Below are 18328 nucleotides of genomic sequence, written 5' to 3' on the forward strand. Positions count from 1 at the left end.
GTTTCACTCCGCTTTGCTGCATTCAACATGACATAGAAAGACCGTATTTTCGCCCCAAAAATTACACTGAGAAATGAAATACAAAATTGTCCTTCAACACAGTGAAGAAGATTGTGGTGCCGCTACTTTAGCCACGATCGCTCAACACTACGGACGCACATTTACCCTCAACCGGGTGCGCGAAGCTGTTGGTACTGGGGCGAGAGGGACTACTCTATTGGGATTAAGGCGGGGTGCAGAAGCCCTGGGATTCCATAGCCGGCAAGTTAAAGCCACTCCTCAACTCATCAACCAATTAGATCAAGCTCCTTTACCTGCCATTATTCACTGGAAAGGCTATCACTGGGTAGTATTATACGGACAAAAAGGCAAAAAATATGTAATTGGCGATCCTGGTGTTGGTATCCGTTACCTGACTCACCAGGAGTTAATAACAGGTTGGAGTAATGGGGTGATGCTGCTACTCCTTCCTGATGAAAGCCGTTTTTATCAACAAGAATCAGATAAAATTGGCGGTTTTGGACGTTACCTGCAACGAGTTTACCCTTATCGGTTTATTTTAGTCCAAGCGATTTCCCTCAACATTGCTATTGGACTACTTTCCCTTGCATCTCCCTTCATGATGCAATTACTTACCGATGATGTTCTCGTGCGCGGAGATATCCAACTATTAACTACCGTCGCTATTGGCGTTGTCACCACGAACTTAATTAGAAGCGCCATTACTTTAGTACAATCGCACCTCATCGGTCATTTTAGTCAAAGATTGCAATTAGGACTAATTCTAGAATATGGGCGCAAACTCTTACATTTACCTCTATCTTATTTTGAAGGACGACGTAGTGGGGAAGTAGTCAGCCGCATTGCAGATGTTCACGCTATCAATAGCTTAGTTTCCCAAATTGTCCTGGGATTACCCAGTCAATTTTTTATTGCTGTAGTCTCCTTGGGCTTTATGCTTTTTTACACTTGGGAGTTAACTCTGGCTTCTATAGTTGCATTTCTCATTATCACGGCTGTTAACTTACTTTTCTTACCAGCACTGCGACAGAAAACCCGCAACATGATTGTTTCTGGTACAGAAAACCAAGGTTTTTTAGTAGAAACATTTCGAGGAGTACAAGTCTTAAAAACTACCCAAGCTACACCCCAAGCCTGGGAAGAATATCAAGGAAATTTTGGTCGTTTGGCGAACCTGGGCTGGAGTAGCATGCAGCTAAGACTTTACAGCAGCACAATTACAAGTATTCTTTCGACATTTATTAATATTGGTATTCTCTGGATTGGTAGTTATTTAGTAATTAATCGGACTTTAACAATTGGACAATTGATGGCTTATAACGGCATGAGTGGCAATTTTCTCGGCTTTTTAAGTTCTGGTATTGGCTTAGTAGATGAGTTTATCACTTCCCAAATAGTTATTCAACGGCTGACAGAAGTTATTGATGCTACTCCAGAAGATGAAAATGATTTTAAAAAGCAGTGGGTAGAAATTCCTGCTAATGCAGATATTACTTGCACGGAAATTAATTTTCACCACACAGGGAGAGTTGATTTACTGCAAGATTTTTCTGTAACTATTCCTGGCGGTGAAGTAATTGCTCTCATTGGTAAATCTGGCTGTGGTAAAAGTACCCTAGCAAAATTGATTCCTGGTTTATATACAATTCAATCAGGAAATATTCGCTATGGTTTTTATAATCAGCAAGATATCTCTTTAGAATGTTTGCGGCAACAGGTGGTTTTAATACCACAAGAAGCCCATTTTTGGAGTCGTTCTATTCTAGATAATTTCCAATTTAGTTATCCTCATCTTAGTTTTAGAGACATTATTATCGCTTGTCAAATTACTGGTGCAGACGAATTTATCAGCGAATTACCTGATAAATATCAAACTGTCTTAGGAGAATTTGGAGCTAATCTTTCTGGTGGACAAAAGCAACGATTGGCCATAGCTAGAGCCATAGTTACTGACCCACCCATCCTAATTTTAGATGAATCTACCAGCGCACTCGACCCAGTGAGCGAAGCCCAAATATTAGATAGGCTTTTAGAGCATCGTCGGGGGAAAACTACTATTTTGATTAGTCACCGTCCTAAAGTGATCCGGCGTGCAGATTGGATTGTATTTTTAGAACAGGGGCGGTTGAAAATTCAAGGTACACCAGAAGATTTGCGGCAAGTTTCTGGGGAGCATTTAGACTTTCTAGATGATGTACTTTTGAGTCTTTCAGATGCGATAAATCGCGTCTCCACATGAGAGTTTTGTGGCTCAAATAAACTGCATTGGCTAATATCTTCACCTATTTTTCAATTTTGAAGTGTCTAACTATGGTTAACGTTCACAACACAGACTTTTTACAACCAATTCAAACAGATGAATTTCTCCCACCGATTAGTCGTTGGATTACCTTTGGTGGACTGTTTGTTTTTTGCATTTTGGGACTAGCGATTCCCGTCGCTACAGTCACCAAATATAAGGTGACAGTCAAAGGACAGGCAGTTGTGCGTCCATCTGGGGAATTGCGAATTGTACAGGCGGCAACTGAAGGCCAAGTTATGCAGATTCATGTGAAAGAAAATCAAGTTGTCAAAACCGGAGATGCGATCGCCATTATTGACGACTCCCGCTTACAAACTAAAAAAAGCCAACTGCAAACTAATATTCAGCAAGCGAAGTTGCAGTTAGTGCAAATCAACGCTCAAATTCAAACTTTTAACAGTCAAATTCGCGCCGAAACTGCTAAAGTTAACCGGATTATCACTGCTACCGAGGCGACATTAAGCGATCGCGTGCGCCAATATCAGGATAAAAAAATTACCACTGTGGCTGAATTCCAAGAAGCTGAAGCTAATCTCCATGCTACTAGGGCAGCTTTGAATGCAGCGAAGTTAAAGCAAAAGCGATATGAGAGTTTAGCGGAAGCATTGTCTAGGGATAAATTAGAAGAAGCACAGTTAGCTACAAAACAGCAAGAACAAGCAGTATCTGCTGCGATCGCTAAAAAGCAAGGTGCGAAAGTAGCCTTAAATCCCAGTCATGCAGAAGTAGAAATTGCTACTGAGCGGATAGCCCAAGAAAAAGCCGCAGGTGAAAGTAACAAAGCAGCTTTAGACAAAGAATTGCAAGGAATTATCAAGCAACGGATTGAAGTAGAAAAACAGCTAGAGCGCGATAATAGCGAACTAAAGCAAGTGGAAATTGAACTTAATCATACCACTATCAGGGCTACTGCTGATGGGATCATTTCTCAGATCAACTTGCGTAACCCCGGTCAAACTGTGCGTCCCGGCGAAGAAGTCTTGCAGATTGTCCCCAGTCATGCCAAGCAGATTGTCAAAGCAGTAGTGGCATCTGAAGATAAAAGTAAGCTCAAAATTGGTCAACAAGTTCAAATGCGGGTTAGTGCTTGTCCCTACCCGGATAATGGTACTCTTAATGGTAAGGTCGAGGCAATTTCTCCAGATGCCATGACTCCCCCAACAAATGGCACAAATGGATCTTCTCCTCATGCCAATACCACTCCGAAAGCGGCTGTCTCAGGTGCTTTTTATCAGGTGACTATTGAGCCGGAAAGTCTGGTTTTAGGTAAAGGCGAAAATCTGTGTCACATTCAATTGGGAATGGAAGGTAGAGTTGATATTATTTCCCGTGAAGAAACGGTATTGCAATTTTTCTTGAGAAAAGCGAGGTTAATTGCAGATGTTTGATATTAAGTTCGGGTGATTATTTATAAGTATTTAACCGAACCTGATATGACTTTATTCCCTCTTTAGCGATCGCAGAGGACATTTCTAACGCCCTTGCGATCGCTGCTTCACCAAAATCCGAAATCGTTCGACAGATTTTCCCCTTTTCCATTAAGGTTGATAGCGGAGGCTAAAGTAAAAGCCATCATCTTGGGCATTATTACCGCGATCGCTCAAATCGATAAATGGAAATCCATAATCGAGTCTTAAAAAGAGATTATCAATTCCCATTGCCTGATTCCATAATAATCCTAGACCCGCACCTACCAAAAAAGTTTGATTTGGTAACGAATTGGGATTATTAGAATTATTCCAGACGGCTCCTGTATCCACAAATGGCGCAAGTTGAATCGTGGATAATCCAGATTCATCACGCTGCACTGTAATCCGATCTTCGATCGCTACCCGAAATCCATTATCCCCTGAGCGGATATTTTGACGATATCCCCTGACAGACTGTGCGCCGCCAATGACAAATTGCTGAGAAGGTAAAAGGCTATCTGGTGTTAGCTGTAAGTCTGCTTGGATAAGCAACAGATGATCGTCGCTGAGTTGCTGCACACGCTGTACTTGACCCAACCAACTAAAAAAGCGACCATCAGGGATGGGTTCTTTGTTGATAGTTGCGTCTAATATATCAATGCCAAAATTAAATTGCGATCGCAAATACCAAGCTCCTTGAGGTTCGCGTCTGATATAATCTTGACCAAATTTAATTACACTGGTGCGACTCACACCATTAGCATCAGGCCCAATACCAAAGGGAGTTGCGAGGTTATCGAAGAGGAAAGTTTGACCATCTTGATATGTAAATCCCAAAGATAGGGCAAATTCTTCTTTGGGCGATCGCATCAATGGTTGGCGATAATTTATTTCATAAAGATCCTGGTTTGCCCGAATCCCAAAGGCATTAAAAGGCGGCTCGGTGATTTTGCTGCGATTCAATGCTGCTCTAATCTGTACCTTGCCATTCATGGCGTTAACGGGAATTTGATAGCTAAAATCAAAGGCATCAGAACCACCAGAAAGGGTGTGATAATAGGAACCTGCTAACTCATCTCCCATACCAGTTAAATTGCGATCGCGCAGTTCAATACCCAATCTTTCTGCACCAATACTCGGAGGCGAATAATTATCTACACCCAAACTACCACTTAAAGGTTTTGCCTCTTCAACTCTGACAATTAAAACACTTTGACCAACCTTACCAGTTGGCCGCAGACGCGCTTCTACATTTGTAAATAGGGGATCGAGTCGCAACAATTTCAATTGTTCTTCGAGTTTACCAGTATTTAAAGGAATACCAGCACCTAGTTCAATCCGACTACGAATATAAGATGGGTTTAATTGCCGCGTCCCTTCGATGTCAATCTCTGACAAACGCCCTTCAATCACCCGAATTACCACAACACCATCGGCGGTACTGGGTTGCTGAGTCTCTGGAATTGCTCTGGAATTTATATATCCTTTATTTAGGTAAAGCTGGGTAACAGCATCTGCGGCTTGTCTGATTTCTTCTAGGGTCAAGTCTCTTTCTTCAAAAGGTTTGACAACTGGATCGAAGTCCTTTTCTTTAAAGACACTGCTATCTACAACTTTGATTTTGCGAACCCGAATCCGTTGTGGTGTTTCTGGTTGTGGCGGAGATGATTGAGGGTTTGTTTCTTGTACTATTTGTAACTCTGGCTGATTGCTCTTTTTATCCGAGTCAAGTGACAAGGTATTCGCTGTAGCTTGAAGTGCATTTGCAGTTACAATCCCGACTGTAGGCAGAATTAGCAAGGTGGACTGCAAACTAAAACTGTATTGACTCCATTTAGTAGTTGCCAAACTCCGCCAAGTGTTTAACTCATGAGAGAAACAGACAATTCTTTGCTGAGTCGTTTTTCTAGGCTTAACAACAGTATCTGCTTCTTTTCTCATGAGTGGGATGCCTTATCTAACGACTGGGCTGATTTTAGTTTTTGAGTATGCTACGGCTGTATCAATCTTTCAATATCATATTTTTGACATTCAGATTTCAGAAGATTTGTAACTAAAAGTATAGTCAGTAGATCGCAAAGTTTTTTTTCAGAAGTGCGATCGCCAACTGTTCAGAAGGCTAACCAAGTAATATAAGCCTTTTATTTTAGGATTTACGCAAAATATCTTATTTCTTAGGACTTACGCACCTGACTTTTCCCGTTAAGTCTCGAAAAGCTTACTGAAAAAGGATTTAAGAAATAGCACAGCAAATACGGTACAGTAATTGAAATCGGGTGCTAAAGGTAACAAGCAATGCTGGACTGGTGGGAGAAAAATCTTGCAACCTTAGAACTAGGCGATAAGCCTGACGGCATGGCTACGCTTACCGCAGTGTCTTCAAGATGTGTTTGACTGCGATCGCTAATGCATTAGTATGAGATTTTTCATTATGGTTAGGCTGTTTTTCTACTGAAGATGATATGGCTTGATTACTGACAAGCTTGATATTGGTTTCAGCAAAACTTTCTAATGGCTGTTGAGCCGCTCGGCTTAATAAACAAGATGTGCTTACAACAAGTAAGCTGAGTGTAACCACTCTCAACGTGAAGAGTCTAAATCCGGTGAATGTCATAGCTAGTAGAAGCCAAAAACCAGATCGATCGCTATATAGCATAGATCAACTACTTGTTATCTGTTTCGTCTTCCAGCAGGATGGTATTCAGAAGATTCAATTCACTGGATGCCATAAAGTAGCGATCGCTAAAAACTGTTTCTAATTGTGTAAAAATTCGTCTACCTGCCACAGCTACCCAAGGAAATGTGCGATAGTGAGTTACTACTGGTACAATCAAGCCTTGAGGAGTTAGAGAACGTCCTAACGCACTTCTCCAAGCTTGGGGGTCTTGTAATACTTGTTGGGGAGTATCATCTTCTGATTGTTCATTCCAGAAATGGGGATAGTCTAGAGGTAAGCCAATAACTATGTTTTTAGTTTTCAATGCTTGACGTGTGGAAGATTCAATCACAAATCCCTCTTGTTCTCGACTCAATAGTTTATACAGTTCGTTGGCAGGACGTTTGAGTTTTGAGGGAAATTTGAATTTCTTGCTTTCAGCAATTTCTTTTAGCGATCCTAGAAGACGACTGCTATTTTGTTTAATATCAGCTTTCCATGCTTCAAAGCTAAATATTTCTTCAGTTTGGCGATCGCTCCAATCTTCGATCCAGAAAGGGCCGATACAAGTTATATTATCTGGTATCTTTAGCTCATCGTTATCTAAAGATGGTAATAATCGGCTCGAAATCCTAGAAACATTTTTGGTCAAAGCTTGTAAAGTTTGATAATTTGCATAGGACTTAGCATCTCTCTCTAATGATTGACCTCTCAAGTCAAAATGTTTAAAGATGTTTGCAGTTAACTGCTCCGCTTTTTTCACAATTGCTTTTGCTTCTTGAGGATGACTATCACTGATAAAAATTTTGGCTTCACGCAAGAAATCTAAGACATCATCAGACATTAAACGCAGCAATTCTTCATCCCCAACAGAGCCAACGGGGACAAATGCAATTCGGTTTTTATTAAGTCCTGCATCACCTTTGATCCGGGTGTGAATTGTAGAACGCAACATTACCAGCAAAGTCAATAAATCGCTGGATTGACGCAACCATAGTCTTTTCGGATCAATATCCTCTCTTTCAATGATGAAATCATTGATTAGCATAACTAAGCGTCTATCTTTGTTATCTCCAGAAACTTCCATTCCGGTTTCTGGATCTGTATACATTCCTCTACCCCGATAAATTAATTGCGCGACTTCCATTAAAGCGGCTTCAATATTAAATCGGGGAATTGCAGCTATAATCCAATCTGTTTTCGGGAAAGAAACACCTCTTGCGCCTGAAGAAGTCATGAGAAAAACTCGGACTTCATCTCGTCGTGGCGGCTTTACTAATTGCAATCGGCGATCGGGTGATACACTTTGATCCAAAACCTCCACCTGTTCTCTGTTTACCAAAGCTTCTTTACCAGTGGTTAATTTTTCCTGCAACTGACGTAGAAAAGCTTTATCCTGAGCAAAGAAAATTAACTGCTCTGCTCCCTGTTGTAACCCACTCTTGATTTCTAAGTAGGCATTTGTTAGCGATTCCTCTTCTGATTTTTCTCGAATTGCTTGTCTAATTGTCTGCTCTGTGCCGTCACTGTTTTGACCTGGTTTAATGGGTGACAGCCTAATACTGTAGTCAATACTGAGTTTACTGGCGGGATAGCTATTTGTCATGACGTGTAGCGTTGGGTGTTTTCTGAGGCCAATTTTTGTATGAGTGCCTGTCACCCGAAACGGTGCTTCACCTCGACTTTGACTTATTAGAACTTTATCAGGAGCGCGATCGCCTGAGTTCAAAAAGCTATCCAACACAACTTCATTGCTGAGTGAGGCATCAGCAAGAATCAGCACAATTTTAAACGGAGGTGGAGTTGTATCAAACGGTTGAATAAACTGCTGTTGCAACCATTCTGCTAACTTACGGACAAAGGGCGCTCCTGCACCATCACCAGTAAGTTCATCTACCATGACAACTATAGTGGGAATCCGCGCTGCAAATGCTGAACGTTCCTTTTTTCCAGGTTTAGTATCAGCTTTTTTTGCAAATAAGTTGTTGAAGGCATTAACTGTGGTTGATTGATCGTTAAGCGTCCGATAACCTTGGATAGCAGCAGTCATTACCAGTTGATTAACCTTGGAATTGGCTTCGAGCAATTTTCGGGCTGACTTTGCTATCGTACCCAATACACCAGGACTGTTAAGGGATTCTACGCTGTAATCCCTTTCGTTAAGGCGGCGTTTAAACCGAGTCGAGCCGACTATATTGCAATCAATGTCATGTTCTTGTTCTGGATTGAGAAAGAAGATATTGCTATCAGGAAGTGTGAGTTTTTCAATACCATCGACAACAACAGCACTGTCGATCAAGCGAGGTGGAGAGTTGTTTTCCTGAACCTGTTGTTTATACCATTCGGGTGCTGCAACAATCAAATTTTTATTGCTGGTGATGGTTAATATGCCAGTCGGATGATTGTTTTCTCTAGCAAGTTTGTCGGTAACATCTCGATTAATTACAACTCGCGGACTGAGATACAAAAATAAGAAACCTTGAGACTGCTGTTTGAGAAATTTCATCACAGCAGTAGTTTTACCAATACCTGGATTTCCTTCCAAAGCTAGGACGTTAATTTTACCGACTTGAGCAGCAGTTATACCAGCAAATACTGCTGCCTGGTGTACTTGTCGCAGAGGAATTGTTGCCTTATCGGGATTGATTTCATTGATACAATCGGCAATTCGTGTAATAGGGTTGCCTCCAAAGAACTCAAGTAATGCGTCGTTGTCTTCAATAGATGCGATCGCCTCAGCCTTGCTAATTTCACCCATTGGGTTGTAGAAGTCCGTCACATTCTCCTGAAAGAGAAAGTGAGAGTATTGACCTAAAGTTGGCTTTTCAGCTAGATGTTGTGCTTGTTCTTTAAAAGCAGAGGGTAGCGATCGCACTAGCTTTGTGAACACCAAACGAATTTCTGCATCTAGATCGAGTGGCTCATCATCATCTGAATGTTTGGCCTGGCAATATGCTTGTCCCAATGATTTCATTAACTTGGCTCTAGTATCTGGTTCAGGTTCTACACCGAAGAATTGAGCCGTAAGACTTTCAATACCATTGGCATTGGATGTGACAGCGATCGCTCTAGCATTACAACTTCCTTCCAATCGCTTACGTGCGCGTAACACTTTAATCAGCTGATCGGTATAAGATGATGCCTGACAGAGCTTAAATAATGGTTTATCTTGACCACTAAATGCTGAAAGAAAATTTTCCAACCTTTTAGAAAGTAAAAACTCTTCACCCTCCACCTCTGCACAAACTCTAGAGAAGACCCCCCGCGATTCAATGTAACGGGCATAGCGACTCATTTCTTCTGTATGAGGGGCTTCTTTTTGAAAATCTGCAAATTTGATGGGTGCGTTATAGGAAAATTCCAAACAGAGAATTAAGTTTTCAATTTTTTTGTGTTTTGGATCTTTTGATTGGGAGAGGTCAGTTTTGCCATCTTTGGGCGGACTCAATTCGTTGGAAAGCCATAAAATAAAATCGGCTCTGGCTGGTTGTCCACGCTTGACTAAGTTCTCGTCTGGTTTTCCTGGGAGTTTGAAAGCTTCTTGAAATGCTTTTGCTGTCTCTTCTTTTTCTTCATCCCGTTGCATTTGCTGTCCTGGCAGTGTCAACGGACACCAAATTGCTTCTAGTTTAGGTTGTCTAATTTTACTGTGGTTGAGACACTCACGCATTGCTGTCCAACCTAAACCATAGCCGAGTACCAGCAGATGACGCAGCATTGTTTCCACCCATTCTCTGTTATTGGCATCTGTTATTTTGAATTCTTTCACCAGTTGGTGGGAGATATCTGAATTTTTGTGAGATTGCCAAGGTTGGAGAACAGGATGATCGTTCAACAGTAAGTTTCTGTGAATTAACTGTTGTAAAACACCGCGTTTAACAGCAATTTCAAATACCTGCCCCCAAATAGAGGCTTGTTGTAGAAGGGATGATTCCATTACTTCCTGTGCAGAACTTGAGAAACGTGGGTAAGTACAGCGCGATAATTAAGTAATACCTGTCCTTTGCGGCGGGTGTGGAGAACTTTCACTTCACCAGCCTCTTCAACTGTATTAGGCGATATCCAACTAAATGGATCTAGTACTGGGCTAAGTTGACTTTTGTACACACCTCGTTCAGCTTCAATAAAATGCAAGCCCCGTAGTACAGCTAGTAAGCAAGGATGAATACGAGAGTCTGAATCAGGATTTATCAAATGCAGACGAGCGCGTTCAGTCCAGTTGATATCGCTAACTTTTGCATCCGATACTAGGAAATAAATGCAGAAACCAGATTGTATGCGCTCTTCTGCTTGGATAGCATAAAGTGTGGCAAAAGTATAAACCGGAATTAAATCACGAAAGTAGTCTGCCCTAACGGAGCGATGAAAATCTGAATGATCTCCAGCTTGCAAAATTTCAAATCCTGCTTCATTGTATCCACGCTCGCGCAAGCGTGTAGCCGGAAATACATCCCGCACCATTGGGTAAATGTTGATATCAGGAAAGGTTTGAAAGACTTCTTCTAAAAATTCTGTAGGTATTAAAGAAGAATTGTTATTTGCGGCTCGATTAATGCGGCGATCGCCATAGGCATGAGCTAATAAAATAATGTGCTGACATCCTTGGGCTTTCAGGTGACGAATTTCTTCTTGAACTAGGCGTTGCGTTTTCAACTGTTCTAGAGAATCAAGCACATCAGACTGCATCCGTTCTCTTTTCAGTTCATAACCGATAAACGGTTCACTAACAGATGTAGCAATATAACTTTGAGTGAGAAAAAGATAAGCCTTTTCACTATCATTGGGAAAATTTCCCTCATTACAGGGACGACTGGCGTATGAAATTAAGCCAATTTTAGGGGCTGAATCGGAACCTGGGCTACTGATGCAAATTGGAAACGCACTTAAGAGCGCCTTAAAAGTGCCGGATTTAATAAATTTTGTCGTATCAGTTTGTTTCGCCAGATTTTCCAGAATTAGTCCCTGCATTCGGATTGGGGTATCTTCAGCTAGTATGGCTTCTAAGGTTTGGGCAGCTGCATAAATATAAGCATCGCCGCTCTTCTCCTTCTCATCATTGTTATCATCTAGTTCTTTCCCCTTTTCTTGCAACCGCAGCATTAAGGTTGTAAAATCAACCGATTTCTCCTGATCGCGTTGTTGCAATCGTCTAATGATATGCCACAAACAGCAGTAAACTAGCACAGCAAAGGCAGTAACGGCGGCTGCATGATACTGCTTTTTTTCCTCAGAGCCTTTTGTATCTGGTTGCCGCTTCACCGTTTTAACATCGTATTCCACTATGATTGCGGCTGGTAATACCCATCCAGCAGCCTTAGAAGCATTTGTCGAAAGTTCATAAGTCCATTGACCGTCTTTCTTCTCCCAAGAACGAGGAACCCAACAAACTTGGAGGAGTTTCTGTGGTAATAAACGCTTTGCCCACAATTGGGTAAGTGTATCTTTAGTTTTTAAGTCATACTCCGAAAGATCGGCAGTAACTTTAACCGAAAATAGAAGTCCTGATGTTGCTGGTTGCTCACAAATTTCAATATGTTTGAACCATTCAACTTTTTCGCTAGAATTTTCTTGTCGCTCTACAAGCAACTTTCTTACGTCTGGTTTTGCACCTTCTAACCGATCCCAATTAATGATGCTGCTTTTAACACAGATGAATTGTTGTGAGGAGCGATCCTGAACTTGAGATACGACTTTCTGGTTCCTGTCGCGCAGTACTTTCATCAGAGCCTTGGCAATTGACTTCATTGACTCGGAGCGTTCCTGTAATTCTTCTAAAGTCTGGCGAATAGCTTCTGTACCCTGCGATTTAAAATTTGCTAGGAGTTGATTCACCATATCTGTTAGTGATTCTTTAGTTAGCGGTTCCTCGTCCTTTTTGGGAACGACGACTGCCAAAAAGATCAGTTGAGCTAAACGACGACAAATTTCCCAAGGTTTTTGTAAGGAAGATTCATCATTACTTAGTAAATATTCTCTAATTTGATCGAGTCGGGCTTCAAAAGCAGGTTTGCCTAATTCTGGATTTTGCCCATTGACTCGAAAACGATAACTTACTTCACGCTCTACTTGATTTTTAGTCTTTTGCTCGAAAATTTGAGTTTTCCACTCAGGCCAAACAGCTAGACAATAATAAAAGGTTGCTTTGCTAAGTTCATCTGCCAAGTCGAACTCAGCTGCACTACCGAAATGAGCCGTTAAATCAACCGTATAGCCTTCTTCTTTAGCAGATTCAACTAGAATGAGTATTCGATTGACGTACTCTACTAAAAGTTGGTAATCTGGGTCGTGACTCGATCGGGCATTTTCTGCGATCGCTTCCATAATCCGAAAGCTAATTGTCAATCGGACTCGTGACAAGGCTTCGTCGTCTATGAAATTTAAAAAACGCTGGATTTGGCTATCATATCGATTTTTTTCCTCTTTCAAAGTTGCGATCGATGAATTAACATCATCTTCATCGTTGTCAAGTTCGTTTTCTAAATATTCTGCGGCAGCACTGCACATTTGGTCAAAATAATCAGTATTTTCAACTCGTTCGCGCGCACAAATAACCGTCGCCACAGACTTGTTATCTTTAGTATCTCCAGCTTGAAATGCTAGATGTACGAGGTTGGCAGTATTGGGTATATTCTGGAAAGTCGTACCTGCTTTTTTAGCAAGATGTTTGAGTTGCTGTTCAGTGTCATCTAACAGCAATGTCGATAATAAGTTGTCGGAAGGCACAGCAGTATTGAGTGCTTGGTCAATAGCAGCCATTAATCTGTCTATTGCACCAGATAACTTTGTAGCATTGCCATCACTCAAACAACCTCCAACGCGCGACTTATTACCGTATGCTGGCATCGATAAGTTTTGAATAAACCCACCGCCAGGAGCAGGTTTAAAAGCTTCTTTAAATTTAGGTTGTGCAAATAGCCGATACATAACGGCTGAAGTACTTATTCTCAGGCGTTTATTTTGCTTCTCATCAAATTCAAACAGCTCCATCCCTCTAGGGTTTAGCTGATTAGTATTTGCCTGATTATTGCTAGGAGAAATAGCTTGAGCAAGTAGCTCTATGACTGTAGCGAGGTCAATAGAAGGCTTAAGCGATCGCGGGTCAACGTTAGCGCCAGTACCTTGTGAAGGCATAATTATTTCCTTTGTAATTTTCAGTCTTACGACTGCTTCATCTGCTTGAACTTTACAGTCTCAGCAAATGGACTCTGTATTTTTAATATCTTAAATGTGTCTAATCTGTCAAGATAAATATATTTTACGTTTCTAATACTTTTTTTAAGATTTTTTACACAAATAATTTTTGACATGATAATGTGTATCTTTGAAAAGATCAGGGGAAACTTAATGAATATAAATTTATAAACAGAAAAGAAATAATATAAACTTTAATTTTTTCTAAAAAGCAAAAATGGATAAAAATAATTTTGAAGCATTTACTAACTTACCAGCATTGAAAAAAATGCTATTCAAGTCTGTGGTCAAGAATTTATTGATAGCTTGACTAAAAAAGGTCTATATGCCAAAGATATTGAATTCTGGGAAGAGGTTAATAAGAAGCTAAATATTCCTAATGATGCTTATGAAAGCAAACAGTCTAGACAACAAGCAGGACGCGAACAAGTATTGTTAGAAAAAAAAGCTAAAGAGCAAGCAGAAGAAGAAAGATTGTTGGCAAATAAAAAAGAGATACGCAGTGAGAATAGAAAAGATTGGAAAATTACTGTTTTTGAACTTCCAGAATCAGATATTTTTGGCAAAAGATTTGTAAGTGATATAGCGCTTCTTGTCTGGATGCAATACACTTTGACCTCACTTCCATTCCTCTTTCCTAAAAGGAGAGAGGTTTTGAATATTTACTGCTTGCCGAAAGAATACCTACATTGTCATGGTGCGAGTAGGAAAAATCTAAATTTTGTGAGAAATTTTATTACCTAATTGAAAACAATGCCCATACCCAATTTAAAAATCTACCCCTCGTTTAAGTTCTACACCTTGATTAGCATAGTGTTTGTGACAGTAAACCTCTGAATGAACGCTAGCCAAGTCGAAGTACGCTGGTTGATTTTGACAGCGGCCAGTGATGATGATTTCGGTGTCGCGGGGTTTGCGGAGCAAAGCTTGAACAATGGGTTCAACGGGGAGTAGTTCTAGGTCAACGGTGGGATTTAGTTCATCGAGAATAATAGTTTTATACAATCCAGAGGCGATCGCAACTTTCGCAATTTCCCAACCTCGTTCGGCTTCTACATAGTCTAATTCTTGCCGAGAATTGCGCCAGACAATCGCATCTCCACCACAGCGTTGATGATCCACCACTTCTGGATATGACTGCTGCAAAGCGGCGATCGCAGCATCTTCTGTATACCCAGTACCACCTTTGAGCCACTGCATAATTAACACACGGGTAGACCCTGGATGATTAATTCCCCGACCAATGGCCTGTAATGCTTTGCCCAAAGCACTGGTAGACTTACCTTTACCAGCACCAGTATAAATTTCAATGCCTTCAAGAAAGAGGGCTTTGGCTGTTGGGTGGTGATGAGGTTTCATTTCTGAGTGCAAATCTGCAATATCTAGCAACTTTTGCGGTGCGGCGCGTCCGGTAGCAATGATTTCCAATTCTTGGGGTTTGGATTTTAATGTCTTTACCACTTCATCCACTGGTAGCAAACCCAAATCCAAAACGGGGTTAATTTCATCTAAGACGACAACTGAATATAAACCACTAGCGATCGCACCTTTGGCTACATCCCAACCCCGCGTTGCTTCTTCTCGGTCAAAGTTTGTAATTTCGTCATGTCCAAAAAATTCGGCTCTCCCAGTGCGAACCTGATCGATTAAATGGGGAAACCCGCGTTGCAAAGCTGCGATCGCGCCATCTTCGTCATAATCTCGTTCCGGCCCTTTTAAAAAGCGCAGCAGCAAAACCCGGTTAGAATCGCTAGGCGTATTTATCCCCAAGCCAATGGAGCGCAAAACCACCCCCAAAGCCGCTTGGGACTTACCTTTACCCACGCCATCATAGACGTGAATTTGACCAATTAGCCGTTCATGACGCACTTGCGCCGTGCGAATACCAATACCGTTCCTTGTCATCTCTCGAAAAGCTATAACGTGGCAGTCTTTAATCTTACCTAACGTATAGTAATCTCATTTTAGAAAATACCCCTCTAGCTCACCCGTAAAAGGATATCTTGATGTATTAAAAATATCAACGAAGAAACCCTGGCATACCAGTATAGTGAAGGAGAAGAACAATGTGATAATTTTCCCCATCACCCTCACTATCCCAAGTTATACTCTCTACAGTTGAACCTTACCCTTGACTATTTATGCCTGAAAATTGGATGCTTCCAAGGATTTTTCCCGTTGGTGGAATTCTATTTGACCTTTTATTTGTAATGATTGCCATCCCCATCGAAGCATATATTTTGCATTATCGACTAAAATTTGACAAAAAATCTAGTACTTTTTATGCAATCTCTATCAATTTGTTTTCTAGTGTCATTGGTTGGCTCATATTTTTTGTATCAGAACCAATGTTGCCTATACAGGTGAAATCAGAATTAATTAACTATATGTTTTTTAGTAATTTTAAATCACCGAATACACAGGCTCTAATCATTTTAACTGCTTTTATAATATTCTTTGCTACTTTTCTAACGAAATTCTTCATTTTAAAGTTATTACTACTCTCCTTGAATGAAACAGTTGCTAAAAAAGAAGAGGAACCTCAAACATCTCAACGGCGGCGATGGCGTACTTTTAGTAATATTAAATTACAAAGTACTAATTTAGTTACAACTATACTAATAGCAAATTCTCTGAGTTATACTGCTATAACAATTATCTTATTGCTGCGCTCAAAGTAAGAATGATTTGATTAAAAGGAAGAAAAGTGAGTGATTAATCAGATGGAGAAAGAAACATGAATACGCTATTTAAAGATGTATTTGGAATTTTTAAATTTGCGGAAGGGCTTTATGCAGGAATTAGAAAAGTATTAGTTCCGCCCAAAGCTTATTCTTGGCAGACATTTCTTTATATGAGTGTTTTTTCTTGGGCACTTTCATATTGCGCTACAGGTTATATCAAAGATATAATTGCCTTTTTCGGTTGGTTATTTTTAATTGCCGGCACAGCTTGGTATACAACTCAAGATCCTTTAAGAGTTCCCGGTACTTTTATGCCAGTGGGTGCAGTAATCACTGGACTTTTAGTTAGCGTTTTTGCTTTTGGAAGTCAACAGGATGGAATTACACCAAGAACAGTAGTTTTTTGGCCGACAATTTCAGCACTAATTACGGCAATACCAGAATTTATTGAAGGAACTGATACTGATGCTAAAGCTCGCATTCCTAAGCCACAAGACCGCCAAAGAATTATAATTTTAGTTGCTAGTAGTATGCTGCTAAGTTGTTGGATTCAGTTTTATTTTGTGATGGATAATTGGTTTCAACAATATCCCAGTTTACAGGCAGATACTTTTAAGCGTAGTACTTTTGTAGTCAGAACAGAAGAACGAATAAAAATCCCACAAAACGGCGTTATAATCCTAGAGAATATTCAACCACTAGTAGTAGATCAAATAGCCAAAACCCCTTGGTCTGAAGTAGAGAAATGGTTGTTAGACGCAAAACAACAAGTAGGTAATCTGGGTAGGGAAGTAATTCAAAAAAAGCTAGGAAAATATGAAGAAAAGAATTTATGGCACGTTGAACCGCGTGTAGCTAATACTAAATCTGGATATATATTAGATTTATTAAGTATTTGGATAGGCCCAAGTTCTAACCCACGGGGCTATTACTTAAAAAAATCTTGTCGAATTGAACCAGTTGCAGTAACCAGCAATTCAGAGAATAAGATTACAGTTGCAGAAATTGAATGCGATCGCGCCAGTAAATTAATTGCTGGCTCTCCCCCTCCGCAGCAATGAGAGAGATGAAGGGGACAAGGGAGACAATGAGAATAACTCTGAGAATAACCCATGTATGCTCAATAACAAATGACTATTAATAGAATTTTTGTACTAGCAAAGAACGTATTTCAGGAAGTGGTACGCGATCGCATCCTATATATTATTGGTTTTTATGCCTTTATCCTTGCGATCGCCTTCCGCGTCCTTCCTGAATTTGCAGCTACGACTGAAGACAAAATGTTTTTAGACTTTGGGATGGCAGCAATGAATGCCATCGGGTTGATTGTGACGATATTTATTGGTACGGGACTGGTTAATAAAGAAATTGAAAAACGCACTATCTTGGTGTTAATTGCCAAACCTGTTAGCCGTAGTGAAATTATCGTCGGCAAATACTTTGGTTTATCCGCAGTACTAGCTGTACTCATCGCCACGATGACAGTAATTTATCTGATATTTCTGCAATTTGGTAACATTCCTCATCCAACAGCGAGTATTCTAATTGCAGCAATTTTTTTATTTTTGCAGTTGTCATTAATCACCTCTGTGGCTATTACCTTCGGTGTTTTCACCGCTTCTTTACTAGCGACAATTTTAACCTTTGCAGTATATTTAATCGGCAATATTACTCAAGATTTGGTACAACTTGGTCGTCTTAGTAACAACCCTGGTATGGAACGTCTAACTCAAGGTTTGTATCTCATACTACCAGATTTATCTCGATTAGATTTAAAAAATGATGCTGTTTATGGTCTGCAAGCACTACCTGACACAACTGCACTGATTACAAATGCTGGCTATGGCTTACTTTATAGTGCCATGTTGTTAGCGATCGCTATTTTTATCTTTTCCCAACGCGAATTTTAACAAAATCCAAAATCGAATGACTCCTGTTGTATCAATATTTCCTGACTTATGTCAGCATTTTTTGTTTTAAAAACCACTTCAAAAGCCTATTTTCAGGTGATTGGCGATTTTTTAGGAATTTATTTTTGATTATTCACTGAGCTAATCTCCATTTG

12 protein-coding genes are annotated in these 18328 nt (G+C 40.3%); 6 read left to right on the forward strand and 6 right to left on the reverse strand.

All coding sequences use genetic code 11. The features are described from left to right. Positions 1-73: 73 nt before the first annotated feature. Together GTQ43_RS08155 and GTQ43_RS08160 are read left to right on the forward strand one after the other, a co-directional pair. Entirely contained in the window at positions 74-2260 is a 2187-nt protein-coding gene (locus GTQ43_RS08155; protein ID WP_265272156.1) for a peptidase domain-containing ABC transporter, read from the forward strand. Between the two features lie 71 nt (positions 2261-2331). After that, positions 2332-3711, forward strand: a complete 1380-nt coding sequence (locus tag GTQ43_RS08160; protein WP_265272157.1) for an HlyD family secretion protein — start codon at positions 2332-2334, stop codon at positions 3709-3711. 16 nt (positions 3712-3727) lie between these two features. On the opposite strand, the gene GTQ43_RS08165 is transcribed toward GTQ43_RS08160, so the two are convergent. From GTQ43_RS08165 to GTQ43_RS08185, 5 genes are all read right to left on the reverse strand, one after another. Beyond that, positions 3728-3862, reverse strand: a complete 135-nt coding sequence (locus GTQ43_RS08165) for a hypothetical protein (RefSeq protein WP_265272158.1) — start codon at positions 3860-3862, stop codon at positions 3728-3730. Beyond that, positions 3862-5673 (reverse strand): ShlB/FhaC/HecB family hemolysin secretion/activation protein, encoded by a 1812-nt coding sequence (locus GTQ43_RS08170; RefSeq protein ID WP_265272159.1) that lies wholly within the window; start codon positions 5671-5673, stop codon positions 3862-3864. Before GTQ43_RS08170 ends, GTQ43_RS08165 begins: the two co-directional genes overlap by 1 nt. A gap of 424 nt (positions 5674-6097) precedes the next feature. Then, entirely contained in the window at positions 6098-6388 is a 291-nt protein-coding gene (locus tag GTQ43_RS08175) for a hypothetical protein (RefSeq protein ID WP_265272160.1), read from the reverse strand. Positions 6389-6395: 7 nt separating this feature from the next. After that, positions 6396-10325 (reverse strand): helicase-related protein, encoded by a 3930-nt coding sequence (locus GTQ43_RS08180; RefSeq protein ID WP_265272161.1) that lies wholly within the window; start codon positions 10323-10325, stop codon positions 6396-6398. Beyond that, the gene (locus GTQ43_RS08185; RefSeq protein WP_265272162.1) at positions 10325-13519 is read right to left on the reverse strand and encodes a hypothetical protein; all 3195 of its coding nucleotides are present in this window, start codon (positions 13517-13519) and stop codon (positions 10325-10327) included. Before GTQ43_RS08185 ends, GTQ43_RS08180 begins: the two co-directional genes overlap by 1 nt. Positions 13520-13885: 366 nt before the next feature. On the opposite strand from GTQ43_RS08185, the gene GTQ43_RS08190 reads away from it, so the two are divergent. Then, positions 13886-14323, forward strand: a complete 438-nt coding sequence (locus GTQ43_RS08190; RefSeq protein ID WP_265272163.1) for a hypothetical protein — start codon at positions 13886-13888, stop codon at positions 14321-14323. Positions 14324-14347: 24 nt separating this feature from the next. On the opposite strand, the gene GTQ43_RS08195 is transcribed toward GTQ43_RS08190, so the two are convergent. Then, the gene (locus GTQ43_RS08195) at positions 14348-15484 is read right to left on the reverse strand and encodes a cob(I)yrinic acid a,c-diamide adenosyltransferase (protein ID WP_265272164.1); all 1137 of its coding nucleotides are present in this window, start codon (positions 15482-15484) and stop codon (positions 14348-14350) included. Between the two features lie 236 nt (positions 15485-15720). Here GTQ43_RS08195 and fraC point away from each other — a divergent pair, with 236 nt between their 5' ends. From fraC to GTQ43_RS08210, 3 genes are all read left to right on the forward strand, one after another. Next, entirely contained in the window at positions 15721-16260 is a 540-nt protein-coding gene (gene fraC / locus GTQ43_RS08200; protein ID WP_265272165.1) for a filament integrity protein FraC, read from the forward strand. Positions 16261-16316: 56 nt separating this feature from the next. Continuing rightward, positions 16317-17324, forward strand: a complete 1008-nt coding sequence (gene fraD / locus GTQ43_RS08205) for a septal junction protein FraD (protein ID WP_265272166.1) — start codon at positions 16317-16319, stop codon at positions 17322-17324. Positions 17325-17393: 69 nt separating this feature from the next. After that, positions 17394-18173, forward strand: coding sequence for an ABC transporter permease (locus GTQ43_RS08210; protein WP_265272167.1), 780 nt, complete (start codon positions 17394-17396; stop codon positions 18171-18173). Positions 18174-18328 lie beyond the last annotated feature (155 nt).

The organism is Nostoc sp. KVJ3, from assembly GCF_026127265.1.
In the GTDB taxonomy this organism is placed as follows: domain Bacteria; phylum Cyanobacteriota; class Cyanobacteriia; order Cyanobacteriales; family Nostocaceae; genus Nostoc.

Coding starts and splice junctions, on each gene's coding strand:
- GTQ43_RS08170 (WP_265272159.1), bottom strand. CDS start 5,673: ATGAGAAAAGAAGCAGATACTGTTGTTAAGCCTAGAAAAACGACTCAG.
- GTQ43_RS08155 (WP_265272156.1), top strand. CDS start 74: ATGAAATACAAAATTGTCCTTCAACACAGTGAAGAAGATTGTGGTGCC.
- GTQ43_RS08160 (WP_265272157.1), top strand. CDS start 2,332: ATGGTTAACGTTCACAACACAGACTTTTTACAACCAATTCAAACAGAT.
- GTQ43_RS08210 (WP_265272167.1), top strand. CDS start 17,394: ATGACTATTAATAGAATTTTTGTACTAGCAAAGAACGTATTTCAGGAA.
- GTQ43_RS08180 (WP_265272161.1), bottom strand. CDS start 10,325: ATGGAATCATCCCTTCTACAACAAGCCTCTATTTGGGGGCAGGTATTT.
- GTQ43_RS08195 (WP_265272164.1), bottom strand. CDS start 15,484: ATGACAAGGAACGGTATTGGTATTCGCACGGCGCAAGTGCGTCATGAA.
- GTQ43_RS08165 (WP_265272158.1), bottom strand. CDS start 3,862: ATGGAAAAGGGGAAAATCTGTCGAACGATTTCGGATTTTGGTGAAGCA.
- fraC (WP_265272165.1), top strand. CDS start 15,721: ATGCCTGAAAATTGGATGCTTCCAAGGATTTTTCCCGTTGGTGGAATT.
- GTQ43_RS08175 (WP_265272160.1), bottom strand. CDS start 6,388: ATGCTATATAGCGATCGATCTGGTTTTTGGCTTCTACTAGCTATGACA.
- fraD (WP_265272166.1), top strand. CDS start 16,317: ATGAATACGCTATTTAAAGATGTATTTGGAATTTTTAAATTTGCGGAA.
- GTQ43_RS08185 (WP_265272162.1), bottom strand. CDS start 13,519: ATGCCTTCACAAGGTACTGGCGCTAACGTTGACCCGCGATCGCTTAAG.